We start from the raw sequence: 18,226 nt of genomic DNA, 5'->3' as shown, positions 1-18,226 counted from the left end.
GGCAGCCAACTACTCCACAATCTTTTTCGCAAGTGCAGCAAGATCAGAAATATCTATTTTGCCGTCCTTGTTCAGATCTGCGTGCTTAATCTTACTCCAATCTGGACTGGAGGAATCCTTACCGTAATGCGCGGCCATGATTCCTAAATCGCCGATACTCACTTTGCCATCGCCGTTAAGATCTCCCTTGAGACCAGTATCCTCAGGGGCAACTACAACTGTCAAAGCGGAGCCCGTAACCTTTGTCTCAATACCATTTACATCACCCATCGTCACATCAGATATCCGAATTTCACCAGACTTAGCCTCAAGTAATGGCTTTGCTTTGAAGTTAAGCTCCATTAGCTGAATGTTACCTAATACCCCGTGGTCTGCACCCTCGCTGGCGAGGAGAAAACGGCTCTGTCCAGGAGCTGTAGTTACGGTTTCCACTACCTGCACACCATCCACTAATGAAATTCCAGATATAAAATCCACAATGTCTGTATTAAATTGAACTGTAATGTCTTGTGCATATACAGGATCCTTGATCTGTTTCAAGCTCAGTTGAACTTTAAACTCTTCACCAGCGCTCACTTGATTTGGACCTGTCAGAGTTGCTAAGGTACCTTGGTCTTCAGAAGCTTTGGACTTTATAACCGAATTCAGCTTATTCTCACTGGACTGCGTGTCTAGTGCTATTCCATAAGCATTTCTAATGTCCAGATTTGTCCCGAAGCCCGCTACCAACGGATATTCGCCTGAAGTAAGCTCCGGGAACTCCGCTTCAAAGACATATTCTGTGCCCGCTGTACTTGAACTCTTCAATTTAAATACAACATCTCTATCCCCAATCTTACCTTTCAAAGTCTGATCACCATTAAGCATGACATAGTGATTAAAGACAGCTTTAATCTGGACTTTATCCTTAGCTGCATACCCTGCCGGTTGTACAGATTCAAGTTTGATAGAGGTCAACTTAGGATCTTGAATTTCTCCTTGACGCTGCCATTTGAGATATTCCGTATTGAATTTAATAAAACTCATGGCTTCACTACCCGTTCCTTCATAGAAAAGACCGATTTCACCATTGCCCAGATTAGACAAACTTGAATAGGCATAATAGCCTTCTTTGACCAGCTGGGAATACTTCCAATCAAACTTATACTTCGTTCTGCCGTTTGCGTAGGTTCCGTCTTCCTTAATTAAACCTACCTTCACCGTCCCGTTAATTCTACTGGTCGAGTTAGCAGGGCTTGCGAAGATAACAGCTTCCTGCCCATCTATCTGGCCGTCGTATCGAATCGCCGTCATTTGGCAGTAAGCAGCAATCAAATCACGTTCTGTCACAACTTCAGCAGCCCAAGTCTCTCCACCATCAAAGCTGGTCGCGATTTGGGCAAACCCTGAATAATTCCGCATGAACATCTTTAGCTGTCCATCTGGCAACTCCACTACTTGCGCTTCTGTAAGTTCATTATTAGAGCCATTAAAGGTTCTCTCATCAAGGGTAACCCCGTCTACGACCCGCCCATGATTAGGAGACTCTCCACGATGCCATGTTTCACCATGATCATCGCTGTAGATGGTTGCACTTGCTTGCCTGTTATTTTCATTCGTAAAGTACACGGGGAACACCAGTCTTCCAGCATGAGGACCTTTCGCCAATTGAATGCCGGTGCCCGGACCTGCCCCCAGAAATACCATCCATTCTTCTTTCACCGAAGGGTTTAAAGTTACAGGCCCCTCCCAAGTCGCTCCTTCATCATCACTGTGCCATAGCTCAAGATAAGAAGTAACAAGCGGTTTAAGTGGCGAATTGCTAAGAAAGATATTCCCGATATTTGTATTGTTGTTATATAAATTTCTCAAGGCGTCCACGCTGTAGGCAGTTTTTACATTTGAGCTGTTATAGACTTCTCCATTTTCCCGAACGGTAAATTCCTGATTGCTCGAATCTTTCAAAAGTAAATATTTTTCTCCATTGATCGTCTTGTATCCGGTACCTCTTTGCGAGGTAGGAAATCCTCCACCCTCGGGAAATCCAAGAACTAAAGAGAAAATCCTCTTCGTTTCCTTATCCTGCAGTAAGGACTGGTCTATGTTTGAGGCGTTGCCGGGATAGTTATTAATTAGAATTCCGTTACTTTCCCAAGTCTTTCCGTTATCCAGACTTCGTCTTACCATCATGTCAATATTAGCTGGTGAATCTCCTCCATGATTGATCCGCTTATCAATTCCTGCGATCAGCGTTCCATCCTCCGTGTACAGAAGTGACGGAATGCGGTATGCATCCGATCCGTACAGTCCTGGATAATAAACGTTATACGGATCAGTGATTAAAGCCTGCTCAGGCAACGGATTTTGAACCGGAGTCTTACTTGTTACACCCGTTACAGCAATCAAATCTTGATCCGCCAGCGGTTCGCTATACACTTCAGCAAAGTCAATCTCTCCATTAAACGGATAGTTATTAGAACCGGATTTTCTCTCTGTTCTACCTAACTCGGCACGGTTTGGTGCATAAATATTATTCAGAAACTTTTTGGCTGTAGTTGTGTCTTGCTTGAGGAGTTTCCCATCAAGGAAATATTTATAACCTTCTACTTTATCTACAACCATGGCTACGGTATGCACTTCATTCTCTTTCACCGTAACATCAGCTTTAACATGTGTATTAGACGCTGTCTTCCCAGGCTCTTCATACCGGTTCTCACTTCCGATGGCAGAAGGTGTGATATATAGATGGAAGTGACCATTCGGCAACGTATTATTACTTAAGGAGAATAACGACATAATTGTAGAACCCGTGTAGCGGAACCGGACAATGATAGTCCCTTCATCTAAGGCTTTAAGCGCATCTACCTTATCATCCAGATTCGTAAAATTAGCATTGTGAATTTGTTTATTCTCTACTCTAAGCACAAGTCTTGGATCGGTCTGTTTGTCTTGTTCTGCTGGATTGGCTAGCGCAGTGAATGGAAACATAATGGCCACCATCAGGATCGAAAGAATAATGATTGCGAATTTCTTCAAAATATTAGTCCTCCTTAGGTTTGGATAACCATGTATCTACTCGCCTTGACTACTCTTGTTCAACTATTTTCTTCGCTACTATTGCCAAATCAGCAACATCAATCGTACCGCTTCTATCGAGGTCAAGTCGTTTCACAGCATCCCACTCCGAACTGCTCGAATCTATGCCATACTTCGCTGCGATAATCGCTAAGTCACCAATACTCACTTTGCCATCACCATTCACGTCTATAGATAATTCCGTATTTACTCTGATCTGAATGGTTAAGGTTGCCGGTTGGAGCACGGATTCTTCCCCTTGACTGTCACTTATTATCGCTTGAGTAAGCCGGATAACTCCCGCTGTGTCTTGTATTACATCTGCTGCTTTGAAACCAAGTTCAACAATTTCAGCATCGCTAGTAATCGGATACTGACTACCCAAACTTGCCAAGAGAACCCGTAGCTTACCGGGAGTACTTGTAGTTGGTTCATTGATAATAATTACGCCTTTCTGCAGAGAGCGGATTGAATCTGGAAGGTATTCCATGACAGCCGTATCAAATTCAAAGGTAATATCCTGTGCATACACATCACTGGAGACACTGGTGATGCCATACTTCACGGTAAAAGACTCTCCCGGCGCAACAACCTTCTTACTCCCTGCTAAAGTAGCTGAAGGCGTAGCATTGGATGCATCTGCATTCACTACAGGGTTCGTAAAAGATACACAGCTTAAAATCACGGCGATCATGGTCATTATTACCGCCTTTTTGTACCATCGATTACTGTTCAAATTCTTCTCACCTCATTTTTATAATTTTGTTCAGGATGTCAGCCTCTGTTAGAGATTTACGATTTGTTTCGCTAATTGAGCAAGATCTGTAATATCGATCTTACCGTCACCATTCATATCCGCACGCTTCGCTTGCTGCCAATCAGGACTTGATGAATCTTTGCCGTAGTGTGCAGCAACGATACCCAAGTCACCAATACTGACTTTTCCGTCGCCGTTAAGATCGCCTGATACTCCTGTTTGCTCTGGTTTCACTTTTACAGAGATTGTGGCTGGTGCAGTTGTGGTTTCTGTTCCGTCTTCATCACCTAGCAGTACTTCTGACACACTGATATTAACGGTAACCGTCTCCGATACTTCTTTTGCCTGGAATGTCAGCTCGGCAATTTGTTGATTTCCGCTTAATCCGTGTTCCGCACCTTCACTCGCCATAATCAAACGAAGCTTTCCAGGTGTTTTAGTTGTCTCTTCAACAATCGCAACACCTTGGATCAGTGATTTAGCAGATACATAATCCATACGGTCAGCATCGTACTGAATGGTGAGGTCCTGTGCAAATACCTTCCCGGAGATATTGTTCACATCATACCGGACAACAAAAGGCTTGCCGGCAGTAACGGATGCATCAGCACTCAATACGGCTTGGACTTGAGCCGATTCCTGCTTCACTTGATACACCGTAATCTCAGCTGCGGATGCGAATTCACCCGCGCCTTTTACAGCTTCCAGCTTAATGTGAGTCGCTTTCACCGGAGCGAAATTCACTTCCTTAAGCTGTTTGTTTCGCAGCCAGTTCCCGCTTGTCATGAGCGTGTAATTCACACCATCGGTGCTTGTGTACACGTTGTAAGCAGTAATTGTGCCATTGCCTTCATCCGGCCGAGGTAAGTATCCTAGCTTGCTGATGGTATACTTTCCGCCCAGATTCACCATTATCGACTGCGGAAGTGGATCAACGTTAAACCACTTCGTATGCCAATGTGTATCCGGATCGCCATCCAATGCCAAATTCGGATCGTTTTCGCCTGCTTCATAGCTCGTAGCTTCTGCACTCATTTGACTTTGCGGAATTTCGGTTAGGTTGCTCTGTCCAGTGACCGTCACCACACTTGTTGCTGTAAAACCGCCTTCTTCTGTCGTCGCGGTAATCGATGTCGTGCCCTGCCCTTTTGGTGTGACCAATCCCTTACTGTCCACGCTGGCAACACCAGGATCGCTGCTTACCCACTTAACTGTCTTATTACCAGCATTCTCAGGCTCAATGACCGCTTTCAATTGAACCGGGGCATCCAACGCCTTAAGTGAGAGGGCCTCACGGTCAAGCTTTATGCCAGTAACCTTCTGTCCGTCTTCCAGTGGGATGCCGAACAGTTTGAATTCACGAACAGCAGCCTTTGATTGAGCATCAGGCCGTCCGGTGACCGTAATTCTAGCGAATCTACCCTGGCTTCCAAATGTATCCTGAATGGTGCCAGTTTCCTGATTATTCGTTCGATTCGTTACCGTAATCCAATTGGAGTTCGCGGTTTCCCGAACTTCAATTTTGTACTGATAAGCCTTGTTACTATGCTCAAAAGAAACCTCGGAGGATTTAATGGAATGCATCATACCAAGATCAACCGTCCAGCTAGTACCATTGTTCGTATCCGCCGCTGACCAGAATGTGTCCATATCCCCATCATTAGCAAGGCCAGCCGGATGCGCTTGATCCGTACTGTCTGCTGTAGCAGGTTTGCCTTCTGAAATCAAACGGACTTCAGGTGCTGCCTTCGGCGCCTCGTAGACATCGACCTCCGAAGCCGAAGCGAATCCTCCAAGTGCAACAGCTGCTTCAAGCTTCACATAGCGGGCGGAAACACTATCGAAAAGGATGTATTTTTTCAAGTTGTTTCTGAGCCATGTACCACTGGATACCTTCGTATATAATTCTCCATCCGTGCTGACGTAAAGGTTGTATGAGGTAATGGTTCCGTTCCCAGCATCCAGACGTGGTGCATACCGGAATTGGCTAACATTGCGAACCTTACCTAAATCGAGAATGATGGATTGCGGGAGCTTATCGGATCCATCCCATTTCGTATGCCATGCAGAATTCCGGTCCCCATCAATCGCTTTAGCTGCTTCCGCACCAGGCTGGAAGCTTTTCGCTGAGGCTGTCATCTCATTTTTAGGTATCGCTGTCGGTGAAGGCTGTGATAGATCACGGTACAGATTGATCTCTGCAGCAGATACGACACCCCCAACAGCTTCTGTCGCTTCAAGCTTCACAAAAATAGCTTCTACTGTATCAAAATTCACCGTCTTCTCTAGTTTGTCTTCATTCCATTGTCCACTGCTTACGAGCGTATAGTTAGTTCCATCCTTACTCGTATACAGCTTGTAACCTGTAATTATGCCGTCTTTGCCACCATACTGTCTTGGCAAGTATTTTATTTTATTCACATACTGTTTAATCCCCAGGTCTAAAGTGATGCTCTGCTTACTTCCAGCATTTGCTGAAGAAAGCCATATCGATTCATAGCTGCCATCCAGCACATTAGCTGCTGGCGTATCCGAAGCCGCATTCGTTGCAGTTGCAATCATATCTTCCTGCGGAATACGACTTGGGTCTGTGTCCACCTGAGGCAGCTCAATTTTGACAGCATCTACTAGTGGAGTCGTATCTGCTGTAAAGCCTGCGACTTTCACAACAAATTCCTTATCAGTGGATATGGATGGTGTTTTAATGTACAGGATGCCGCCTTTGTCTTGCTTAGCATAGTACCAGCCACTTGTTGCTCCATCCCATGCTGCTTTGGACTGCAATTCAGGATAGGATGTTCCATCTACAGAAACAGCCTCCGGGTGATCTGGCATATGGATTGTAAACTGATTCTTACGTGACTCCAATTTGCCTTTATAGTCACCTACGCTTGCTCCAACCTTGATAATCAAGTCTCCACTCCCTTGCTCAGGAGCGGTGGAGGTTATTAATGTTTTTGCAAATTTGCCTGTACGATGCTCCTTCGATGTACCATCATCTTCATACATCGTAAAGCTTGAGGATTTATAAGGATATATATCATAAGTAATTGGATCAGGAGGAACCTGACCATCGTATAACGATTCAGGATACATCGGGATGATTGCTCCACCCTTTACTAGAAGCGGCAAACGATTCAGTGGAGCATTGTATTCGTCTAACATTTTTGAACCGTAATGTTCTTCTCCTGTCCAGTAATCGATCCATTTTCCTTTCGGAAGATATATTCCGTTTCGCATTGTCGTGTCGGTATAAACTGGTGCAACCAGGAACGATTCCCCGGACATGAATTGATATTGTGTTAACGTTCCCTTCGAGTTCGGATCATTCGGATAAGAATAGATCATTCCCCGCATGATCGGGGCTCCGGATTCGTAAGACTCATTGAGATAGGTATAAAAGTATGGTGTCAATTGCTGTCTGAGCTTCAATGCCTCTCTGTTATAGCTCGTATAAGGTTCCCCCCATACCCAAGGCTGCTTATCTTTGGCTGCCCAACCAGACATGTTCATCAGGATTGGAGTAAAAATCTTCCACTGCAAGTCTCGTACGTAGGTTTTAGCACTACCTCCGAATATCCCATCAATATCACCGGTTGAGTATGGCATCCCAGATAGCCCTGCCCCGATCATCGACGGGATATGGAATCGAATGTATTCCCAGCTGCCCGACTGATCTCCGGACCATACGGTAGAATATCGCTGGGTACCTGCCCAGCCACCAACGGACCAGACATAACCTCTGTCATCAGAGTTATCTTCAATTCCTGTAAACGCCTGTTTGCTGGCACCCAGGGCGAAATCGTATCCAGGTCCCACCCAGGCAACGTCGAGTTTAGCCAGCCTCGTACCCTCTACACCAACTTCCTGTGCGATTTTATCAACACCATTTTGAGTCCATAATCCGGTATAGAAACCTTCCTTATGTAGTTCGTCAACGGTGTTGCCTAGATTCGTATAACCGCAACCATATCCGTCATTCGGTAAAATCCAGGCTCCTGGCATATCGTTTTCCCGATATTTTTTGGCAATAAGGTTAACGACATCGGAGGTCTTTTCTGGATCTCTGTTGTAACAATCCGCATCACCAAGTCCCATACCCCAACGAGGAATCAAGGACGGTTTACCTGTAAGATCTGTATAAGCGTTTAAAATATCTTTCATTGTCTCACCGTAGAAATAATAAGCATCAAACCGATTTTCGTTATGCGTCAGCTTGACGGTCGAATCAAAATCATAAGTACCGCTTTGATAAGTGTTACGAAGCACTCCGTATCCTGCAGTACTCAAATAGAATGGTGCAGGATTCGAAACTGTACCGCTTCCCCAATCCCCATAGTTGTTAGCGATAGTAATTTTGCGATCACGATGGTTGAAGAATCCATTCTGCATACCGCCGCCGTAGAAATATTCATCCTCACCCCGGATAAGCTGTTGTGAGGCTGACTGTCCGTTATAATTCAATCCAGCAGATTCTTCCCACACCACCGTTTGGTTGTCACTTTTGTACATGGCGAACTTTAACGGATTCTTGTAGGCTCTCAGCACGAATTTCCCTGTTTCCATCTTGTAATACATGCCTTCATCAGACCACTTTACATTAACAGGTCCGAAATTATCCTTGATGACAATTGGCTCAATCGGCTTTTCCGCACTTTTTCCTGCCAATTCTTTGAATTGCCCATTCACACCAAGCCAAATCCGGAACATATCCTCCCGCTCAAAAATTACTCTAATCTTGTCAGAGCCTGACGTGATTTCAAAAGTCTTATTATCTTTCTTTACGAAGTCAGAAATGTTGCCAACGGAAGCCCCATGGGCGCTTTCCGGGCGAATCATGAGCCCTGTAATCACAAGGATCATGATTGCAAGCCTCCACATACCAAAGCGATTATAAATTGTTCTCAAACCATTCCCTCCTTCAAATGAAGCGGCAAGACAGGATACTGCTCCTGCTACTAGTCAAATCATCCCTTTTGAAAAAAACCAGGTACATCATGTTTAGTTACTCACACATGTACCTGGCCTATGATCTTGATTACTCTACAATTTTGCGAGCTACAATAACCAAATCTTCCAATCCGATTTTGCCGTCACCGTCCATATCTGCTTTCTTCGCTTTCTCCCAATCAGGGCTTGCTGTAGTCTTGCCATACTGCGCTGCAACCATTGCCAGATCCCCGATCGTTATTTTACCGTCACCGTTGATGTCTCCTTGCGTTCCTTTCTTACCAATCTCGATATTTACGGAAGAGTTCGCTGCCGAAATTTCTTTACCCTGATCATCTGAAATAATTGCACTCTTAACAGCAATTGCCCCATTCACCGTTTGGCTAACTTCCTTCGCTTTAAAGATTAATTCGAGGACGTCTGCACTGTTACTAACTCCATGGGTCGCACCTTCACTTGCTACAATAAAGCGAAGTTTACCTGGAGTGCTGTTGATTGAATCAATAACGCTTACCCCACTAATTAACGAACGCGCCTCAACGAAATCCATAACATCCGCGGCATATTCTAGGGCGATGTCCTGCGCAAAAATCTTATCAGACAGATTCCGTAGTCCATATTGGACTTTGAACACTTCTCCTGGCTGAACTTGACTTGGCGCTGTCAAAGTGGAGGAAGATTTTAACTCGCCGTCTGTTTCAGATACGATAACCCGGCTGGTTGCAGCGAAGCCCCCATCCATTGTTGTTGCCGTAATTACGGCTTCGCCTGCTTTCAATCCCCTAACAAGTGCATGATCGTCTTGCTGTTCAACGGTTGCTACAGCTTCATCACTGCTGCTCCAGAGCACTTTTTTATTCGAAGCATTCAGAGGCTTTATCGCAGCGTTCAATTCGCCCGTGCTGCCTACTTTAATCTCCAGCCGTTCTTTATCCATAACGACGCCTGTGACTTTTACTGCCTCTGCCTCATCCTCCGTCTTGAACACACTCAGTTCTGCAGCAGATGCGAAGGTACCCACGCCTTCTATAGCCTCAAGTCTCAAATGTGTTGCTTCTACAGCTGTAAAGCGAACCATTTTTGTGGTCTGATCGAGTGACCATGATCCTTCTGCCATTTTTGTGAAATTCGTTCCGTCAACACTCGTGTACAGGTTATAGCTTGTAATCGTTCCATTGGTTCCAGATACTCTAGGTGAATAATTGAATTGATTAATGTTATATTTGCCTCCGAGGTCCAAAGTAATGGATTCCGGTAAGTGTGCCGGGGTCCATTTCGTATGCCAGATTGTAGACATATCTCCATCGAGTGCAAGACTCGCTTCACCTCCAGGCTGGAAGCTACTCGCCGTTGCAGTCATTTGTGATTGTGGAATTTGCGTGTTAGGCATATACACATTAATCGTCGAGGTTGCACTTTTTTTACTTCCATCTTTTGCGGTAGCAGTAATGACCGCCGTACCGGCTTGAAGTGCAGTAACTTTTCCGGCCTGATCCACGGATACAATTTCCGGGTGGTCAGAAGTCCAGAGCAGTGTCCGGTCATGCGCATTTGCTGGTTTAACCAGAGCGCTAACGGAACTAGACTCTCCTTTGTTCAGATCCATCTTATTTGGCGTTAATGTAATAGTCGAAACAAGTACACCTTCCTCCGGAACGATCGCACCCTCATCATCGACGCGAATGTTATCGACCACCAGCGTACCGGTTAACTCCTTCTGACTATTCAGCTTGTTTTTGATAATAGCCAGATAGGCATCTTTCACCCCTTCGGTTGTAAAAGATAGATCCAGCGTGTCGCGTCCTTCTTTCAAATTCTCACTAACCAGATCACGAACTACCCCATTCTCCTTCACTCGAACAGCCACGGTGTACATATCCGTCTCATCTGAATTGTAGTCCATCGTCAGATGGTAGCGGTTATCCTCCTTCATTCGGAGCGTGTGAGGCAATGTACGTAGCCATTCACCTGTTGCATCTTCATTCGTTTTAAGCGACCAATTACCATCCAGAACATAAGTCATGATCTGATTGTCGCCTTTTTCAACTAAATGCGTACGAACTGGACCTATTTTAGAATAAACGAAGGGACCCCAGCCCTCATCAACGTTCTCGAAATCCTCGAACAATACAGAATTACCTGCGTCAGTTTTGGTTGGATTCTCCCATACTCTCACATCGTCAAAGGTTACAGTCGAACTTCCATCTTCTACATTTAAATAGAGATTGGCGGTCTCACTTACCGCATCAAAGGTAACCTTAATCCGCTGGAAATTCGTGCTCACATATTTATGCTGCTGGGCTAAAAAGCCATGCTCCGTGTTATCCAGTGTATTGACAACCTTGTCAGCCCCTTGCTTCACAGCGATTTCCACAGTGCGTTTTCCATCTACTTTCACCCATACTGATGCAGAATACGTCTTGCCCGGTGTAAGTCCGGTCATCTCCTGCTGAATTACTGCATCACCAGGACCCTTCACTTGAAGCTGGTCATCGGCGTTACTGTTCTTCACAAATTTAATGTGATCATCACTTGCAGCTGTGGAAGATTTCTTCCAGTTTCCGAACGTTTGGCTGTCAAAGCCCGGATCTTTAACCGAACTCCCTTCGCCCCATACCATTTCCGGCTCTTCAGCAGCTGTTGTCTTATACAGGGCATAACCAATCCCCGGCTGCGCTGTAAGTGTGACCTTACCTCCAGTTACTTCTACACTGCCAACATGCTCACGTCCCAAATCTGTTAGCTTATATAACTGTGCCGTCGTTACGTTACTCCATGATTCTGGAAGACTCCAAGTCGTTTGGCCACCCGCTGGATTCCAGTGATAGATTTTATCCTCTGTCTCAGGACTCCATGGAATAAAGACCGTACTGTCACTAATGTTGCTGCTATCTGTCATGATAGCGATTTCACGTCCATCCTTACTTAAATGAATCTTACCGTCCTGCTTACGTTCAACTACAACCTTCTCTGCAAAGTCAATGCGGTTATCGGTCATCTTGATAATCGGGAAATGCTGCATATATTTTGTTGGTAGATTGTGATTGAAGAATGCCGCACTTGTTGATTGGTAGCTGTAGAATGGAGCACTGTTTTGCCAGTAACCCACGCCTACCTGCTTATTCCCTTTCAGTAAAGGGGTTGTTAAGAAGCCATCCAGCGATTGATTCCGCAGGAAACGGGTAACTTTACTATCGTCACCTTGGTTCGGGTACCCCGGATCTGTTCCCCAGTGAACCCAAGAGGCCTGCTCAAATAGAGGTCCTGCAAATTCTGTTCCGAGCATCCAGCCGTTACCGTTGATATAATCTGCGAGTTTCTTCGCATTATAATCGGCACCGTCATATACATCCACATATACAAAGGAAAGGTTGTCGCCTGTGTCGCTTTTCAGCATATCCAGACGTCTTTTTAATTCACCGGATTCCACATCTTTGGTTTTGTTAACATAGAATGTTTGATCCAGCCAGCCCCAGCCTTTACTCAAAGGCTGATTCATATTTTCCATTTTGGTGCCGAAAGCATCCAGCGCGTATTCTGTTGCGTTAATGTGTACACCGCCGCGGATATTGTATTTCTTTCCTTCACTCAAAATATAATTAAAATCCTTCTCTCCACCCTGACGAATACCGATATGACCGCCGTAATCCGGGTGAGAGTCATCATGACCTTCCGCTTGATATCCTTTGAATAGAATCAGCTGTCCAAAGCCATCCGTGAGATTAGAGATCTTCTTCGCATTATCAAAAGCACGCAAGAACGGTGAAGTTGTAGTAGATCCGATATTCATGCTGATATAAGAGATATTGTCCCTTATCATTTCACTGCCGGTTGGAGCATCCGTATTCTGACGATATACAATGGCCCCATCTTGCCAGTCCACAACGTTGTCTCCATTCGCATCTGGTGTCAGTACAACTTTAGCCCAAGGCAGAGGTTCCGGATCGAGCACTGCACTTCCACGATAAACCCATGATCCTCCCGATATTGTTGCTTTTTTCGTATGGAGCGCCGTATCATCGCCTACCTTAATACGCACCTTATCATAGCCGTTTACTACATTCGTAATTACACTCGCAGCTAAGACGTCGGAGTTAACGAATGCATAGGTACGGCTCCCACTAACGTCTGCTACTTGCGTCTTAATGTTGTTAAATTCGTCCTGTACAATGTTCCAGCCACCAGTTATGCGAACGGCCGTTTCCTGCGCTGTAGGCTGAGTTCCAATGACAGAAACAAGGTCATGATTCGGGAAGCCAATGGTCTTCACTTTTTCGGTACCATTCTCTTCGATGCTGGCCACTTTGAACTGAAGAATGTTATCCTGAACCTCCATTTCAACTTTGAGGTTCACTTTAATTTCTGGAATCTGAATTGTGTAGGCTGCAATCTCACCATGTGTGGCATCTGCTGCTTTTTTACTAAAATCAGAAGCGACAACGAAATAAGACTTCTCGTTGATTTTTATTTCATTAAATCCATTTAACTGTCCATACATTTCCGCGCCGCTGTCTAACCATGTGTATTGTTTAACCCGTGGGAATTCTTTATCGATTTCGACCTTCATCGTATCCGAGCTTAAAGTTTCTGTAATCGTAATCGGCCTTGGTACTGGATCCGTGGATACAATTGGAGTTACCTTCACATCGTCAATCCATAGGGTCTTGTTATTAAACCAGCTGCGAAGTCCAATCTTTCCTGCACTTGTCGATAAAGAGGGAAGACTCGTCGTAAGCACGTTGTTGCCATCGATTGATAAACTTACGCTATCCTTCTCATATCGCAATTTGAGGGTATACTGTTGGTCCGCAGCAAAAGTAAAACTAGGAGCCGTAATATTTCCATACGATTCCGTTCCTCCTTTCATTGCATCCCAGCCCCAAGTACCCGCATCATATTGGATAACATTGTAGTTATTGCTATCGACGAATCGGTAGACCAGTCCAAATCGAGTGGCAGGCTGGCTAAACTTTAACTTCACCTCATATTCAGCGTTAGCTACCTTAGGTGAATCTTGGTCTGCTATAATAACAACCCCTGTTGTCACCGCCTTAACAGCACCTTGATCCGCCGAAAAAGTAGTTGTCCCCTTAGCTGGAGTCCATCCGCTGATGTTGCCATCATTATAATCTCTGAAATACACATCCGATTCTTGAGCTGCAAATACGGCTGCCGATGGCAAGCCAATCTGTACCCCTAGCAACAACGTCAATAGTAAGCTAAACGCTTTGTAACGTTTTCTCATCTCTACGACCTCTTTTCACTTAAATATAAGTAGAAGAACATTATAAATTCACATATTTCCTTTAATTGTATGTTTTTAACATCGAAAGGCCATAATGAGCCCTCCTTCCATAAGAAGGTGCGTCATTATATGTTTTTTTGTATTACTTGGAATTTAACAATCGCTTGATAACTGCGGCTGATTCCGCTCTTGTAGCAGATTCTTTTGGTGCAAATGTAGTCTGAGTCCTACCTTTCATTAATCCAGATTTCAAGGCAAACCCCACCGACGCTTTAGCCCACGGGCTTATTTTACTATCATCTTTAAATGTAGTAGTGGAATCTGAGACCATACTTTCGACCTTTACGCCGGAAGCATAAGCTTTCGCTCGCATCAGCATCGTTGTCATTTCTTCACGAGTAATGCTTTTTTCCGGAGCAAATTTCGTCTTGGACAAACCACTAATAATTCCGGCCGCATAAGCCTTCTTTACCGTATCTTCGTACCAAACCCCTGATTTCACATCCGTAAACGGATTACTTCCAGAACCTTCTGTAAGATCTAATGCTCTAGTTATTAGAGCTGCAAATTGTGCACGAGTGATGTTATTATTCGGAGCAAAGCTGTCGGCATCCATGCCTTCAACAATTCCTTTAGTGACCATTTCCATGATATCTTGCTTCGCCCAATGTGAGACGATGTCCCTGAAAATCTTGGTAAAGGTTGAGGATTGATTCGGGGTGAATTCCTGATCTTTCAAATTACGATCAAGAACTTTTAATGCGGTCCATTTTACTGCAGTTGTACCAGCCCTTTTAGCTTTAAAGGTAATCGTGGCAATGTCCAAATTACCCTTATCACCATTCACATTTCCAATTTTGGTATGGGCAATCGTAATTTCATTGTTTTTAACGATTGGAGATACAGAAAAGCCTTTGATCTTCGTTTCTGCTTTTACAATCTCAAGCACTTTCGGGTCAAAATTAAATTTAGCTTCATATGCGTATAAATCTTGAATATCTTTACCCTTTAATGTAACGGTGAACGTAGAATTAGCAGATTCAGTAGCTGATGTCTGCATCTCGAAGTCAGAGACTTTTTCAGCATGGACTGTACTTAACCACATGGAAGAACATAACGTACAGATTAGTGCGAACGTGAATCGTTTGCGTCTCATAAGAACATCCCTTCACCCGTGAATTTTAACTCCCCCCTATCATATGGATTTTGAAACCGGATACACATGATTTATTTTGTTCAAAAATGATTATTTTTGTTATTCTTTCTCTCTGCGATAAGCTAAGGGGCTAATTCCTGTGATTTTTTTAAAAATACGACTGAAATGTTCCGGATTCACGTATCCTACTTGCTCAGAAACCTCATATATTTTCATTCCGCTCTCCAGCGCCTTTTTAGCCTTTTCGATTCGCAGATTCGTCAGAAATTGAATGAAATTAACACCTATTTCTTTGGAGAATTGTTTGCTTAAATAGCTCTCGCTTACACCGACGATCTGACTAATATTTGACAAATGGACATCTTCGTTAAAGTTTTTCTCTAATAGCTCTTTCGTTTTAGCAACAACAGGGCTGAGAAAGCATTCCTTAGGTTGGTCTTTCGGATGCAGCTTTTGATGCAGATGTTCCAAGAACAGTCGGCACCAATGCACCGTAGTCTCCCAGGTTTCCTGCTTATAAATATGATCCGTGATGGGATATGGCAGCTTATCATGAAGCTTTTCCCAAGAAACGCCTTTTTGATAAATTAATGCGCTTGCCTCCCAAGTCATATCGACTACATCTGATTTAATAAGCTCGGGTGAACAAGGGTATCGCTGAATCAACAAGTTACAGCAGTGTTCATAGACCTCCTGCCATTTCATTAAATCCGGATCACTTAATGACTTCAGCATTTCGGTTCTAGCCAAATACCATACTTCTTTCCAGTCACTTTCCTTAATAGATGGACGCCTTTCAGCTTCCGGATAATATAATCGATTGTACCCTTGGTAGAAACTCAAGCCTGCTAATCGTTCCGCTTGGCGGAATAATCGGTTCCACTGGTGAAGACCATCTACAATGTCACTGATGCCCATAGACAGCTTCAAATTAATAAATTGCTTTAATCTCATGCTCACTTCTGACAAGATGATGTCTGTCAATCTACGAACGGCAATAATGCTGCATTGCTCTGGAAAAGAGAAGAACAATACGTAATGCCTGTCATCATATCTGCATACTTTGCAGATCCCTTCACTTCTACTCCGATTCGTTACTGTTCGTATCGTCTGCATGATCATACGGTGTGAATCTTCAAATTGAACGGTATCTGATAGCCTAAGAAGTGCAACCTCCAGATTTTTTTCCCCCATATGCTTTCGAACAAGCTCCAACGAAGACGTTATATCATCGTCTGTCACTTCTAAAGAATCCGATAGGCACAGTCGATGCAGAACAGAACAGATCGAGGCTTCTACGTCCTCTAAGTTTGATGCTGACTTTGAGGAGCTTTGCCGCCGCTTCAATTCATCCACAGTCTTAGTCAGTACCGGTGCAATATAAGTTTCATCTAACTTGGCTTTAACAATGTAATCAAAGGCACCGAGCACAAAGGAATCTCTTACAAAAGAATAATCTCCGTATGCGCTAAGCATGATGGTTAACGGTTGATTCGAAAAAGTAGTGTTATTCAGTGCTTCGAGTAGTTCTACTCCATTCATATTTGGCATTTGAATATCCGCCAGAACTAGATCCACATCCTGATGGATTTTCAGCATATTTAATGCCTCCTTACCATCTCCTGCTTCCCCTGCAATCTCAAAATCGGTCGAAGCAATGGATATATACTCCCGAAGAGCTAATCTAGCTAATGGTTCATCATCAACAATGAGAGCTTTGAATTTCATCATAAATCCCTCCATAATTGATCTATAGGATTACCTCAAAGCCTCAACCGCTATCTCCCAATCATCATTCAATTTTTCTTGAATATCGGACACCTCAGCACCTGAAAAAATTTCTTGTGCAGCCTTCTTCTCATCGAACTGTATAGCATTTTTTACTTTTTCAAATTTCTCATCGATTCCCAGGTACATAAACGGCTCAAAGGGGTGCTTTTCTTGAACATTGTTGAAGAACGGCAGGAATGATTCAATATTGATCACTGTCGATGAATTTTGCGAATAGTTAATATACACTTGGTAAACGTCTCGGCTAAATACCCATTCCAAAAATGCTTTAACCTCTTCCGTATTTTTGGAATTTTTATTGATCGCCATATATTGATCTGGCATAGTGATTGCCTGCAAACGTTCTGAAGCAGTCTCTCTCCAGGGTAAGGTGAACGCATCTAAATCTTTATCATCCTTCATTTTGGACAAATGATCTCTAAGGTACCACTGGCCGAGTGCAAGCATGGCCGCTTCATTATTTTGAAACAGCTGCGTTGCCTGATCCACACCAATGTTGAGTGCATCGGGCCCAGCTAGTTCATTCTCTGCTATTTTCTTGATCATCACTGCTGCTTTCTCAAAGGGAGAACCTTTTCCGAAAGGACGTTTCGTTTGTGCAATTGAGGATAAATAATTCTCATCCTTGGATAGTAGAGGCGGCCCGAACTCAGTGAAAGGATAAAACGTCCAATTCTCTTTCCCGCCAATCGCAATCGGAATATATTTACCATCCGCTTTGATCTTCATCATCACATCCATAAATTCATCCATCGTTTGCGGTATCTCTACGCCGACCTCTTGAAAGATACTTGGATGGTAATAGACATATTCAGAGAAGGATACAAGCGGCAAACCAAGAATGGAATGATCTATTCTAGCGGGATATTTATTGTTTTTTGCTGCGGCTAATCCATCCAGTGGAAGAAGTACTGCTTTGTAAGTGATTAGGTCATCTGGCTTCAGGTAAAAAATATCCGGCAAATCATTGGCTGCTAATCGAACCTTTAAATACTGACCGCTATTATCAGGAATCGTCTCTACTTCAACTGTTACATTAGGCTTAATTTTAGAGTAGTCTCTTACCTTTTCCGTCCAAAATTTGATATCTGTTTTCGCTTCCCACATGCCAAATTTTATTTTAATCGGTTGATCCAGATTCACCTTTTCCTGTTGTTGCTCTATTGCCCCTCCTTTGGAACTGAACTTACTTAAAGAGAAGAAGCCACCTACAAAAATAAGAGAAATGATCCCTATTAAGGACAAACGGAGTATTATTTTCACTTCTATTAAT

General features: G+C 43.8%; 7 protein-coding genes. All 7 read right to left on the bottom strand.

The window, feature by feature from the left end:
- Positions 1-9: 9 nt before the first annotated feature.
- The 7 genes from ACN6KS_RS09525 to ACN6KS_RS09495 all read right to left on the bottom strand — a co-directional run bounded on the left by ACN6KS_RS09525 (position 10) and on the right by ACN6KS_RS09495 (position 18,216).
- A complete protein-coding gene (locus tag ACN6KS_RS09525) occupies positions 10-3,015 on the bottom strand; it encodes a sialidase domain-containing protein (RefSeq protein WP_440961870.1) in 3,006 nt (1,001 codons plus the stop codon).
- Between the two features lie 49 nt (positions 3,016-3,064).
- On the bottom strand, positions 3,065-3,790 hold the full coding sequence (locus ACN6KS_RS09520; protein ID WP_440961869.1) for a cohesin domain-containing protein: 726 nt from the start codon (positions 3,788-3,790) through the stop codon (positions 3,065-3,067).
- 48 nt (positions 3,791-3,838) lie between these two features.
- Positions 3,839-8,719: a discoidin domain-containing protein gene (locus ACN6KS_RS09515; protein ID WP_440961868.1), complete on the bottom strand. Its 4,881-nt coding sequence runs from the start codon at positions 8,717-8,719 to the stop codon at positions 3,839-3,841.
- Between the two features lie 130 nt (positions 8,720-8,849).
- Positions 8,850-14,006 (bottom strand): endo-alpha-N-acetylgalactosaminidase family protein, encoded by a 5,157-nt coding sequence (locus ACN6KS_RS09510; protein ID WP_440961867.1) that lies wholly within the window; start codon positions 14,004-14,006, stop codon positions 8,850-8,852.
- Between the two features lie 142 nt (positions 14,007-14,148).
- Positions 14,149-15,162 (bottom strand): S-layer homology domain-containing protein, encoded by a 1,014-nt coding sequence (locus ACN6KS_RS09505; protein WP_440961866.1) that lies wholly within the window; start codon positions 15,160-15,162, stop codon positions 14,149-14,151.
- A 99-nt stretch (positions 15,163-15,261) separates the two neighbouring features.
- A complete protein-coding gene (locus tag ACN6KS_RS09500) occupies positions 15,262-16,893 on the bottom strand; it encodes a response regulator transcription factor (RefSeq protein ID WP_440961865.1) in 1,632 nt (543 codons plus the stop codon).
- Between the two features lie 27 nt (positions 16,894-16,920).
- Positions 16,921-18,216: an ABC transporter substrate-binding protein gene (locus ACN6KS_RS09495; RefSeq protein WP_143812414.1), complete on the bottom strand. Its 1,296-nt coding sequence runs from the start codon at positions 18,214-18,216 to the stop codon at positions 16,921-16,923.
- Positions 18,217-18,226: the final 10 nt, after the last annotated feature.

The organism is Paenibacillus nitricinens (assembly GCF_052056485.1).
In the GTDB taxonomy this organism is placed as follows: domain Bacteria; phylum Bacillota; class Bacilli; order Paenibacillales; family Paenibacillaceae; genus Paenibacillus_AQ; species Paenibacillus_AQ nitricinens.
Note: the sequence above shows the minus strand (reverse complement) of the source record. Positions and strands in the feature narration are given on the sequence as shown.

Excerpts from the sequence above, each read along its gene's own strand:
- ACN6KS_RS09510 (WP_440961867.1), bottom strand. The coding sequence starts at position 14,006 with ATGAGAAAACGTTACAAAGCGTTTAGCTTACTATTGACGTTGTTGCTA.
- ACN6KS_RS09505 (WP_440961866.1), bottom strand. The coding sequence starts at position 15,162 with ATGAGACGCAAACGATTCACGTTCGCACTAATCTGTACGTTATGTTCT.
- ACN6KS_RS09500 (WP_440961865.1), bottom strand. The coding sequence starts at position 16,893 with ATGATGAAATTCAAAGCTCTCATTGTTGATGATGAACCATTAGCTAGA.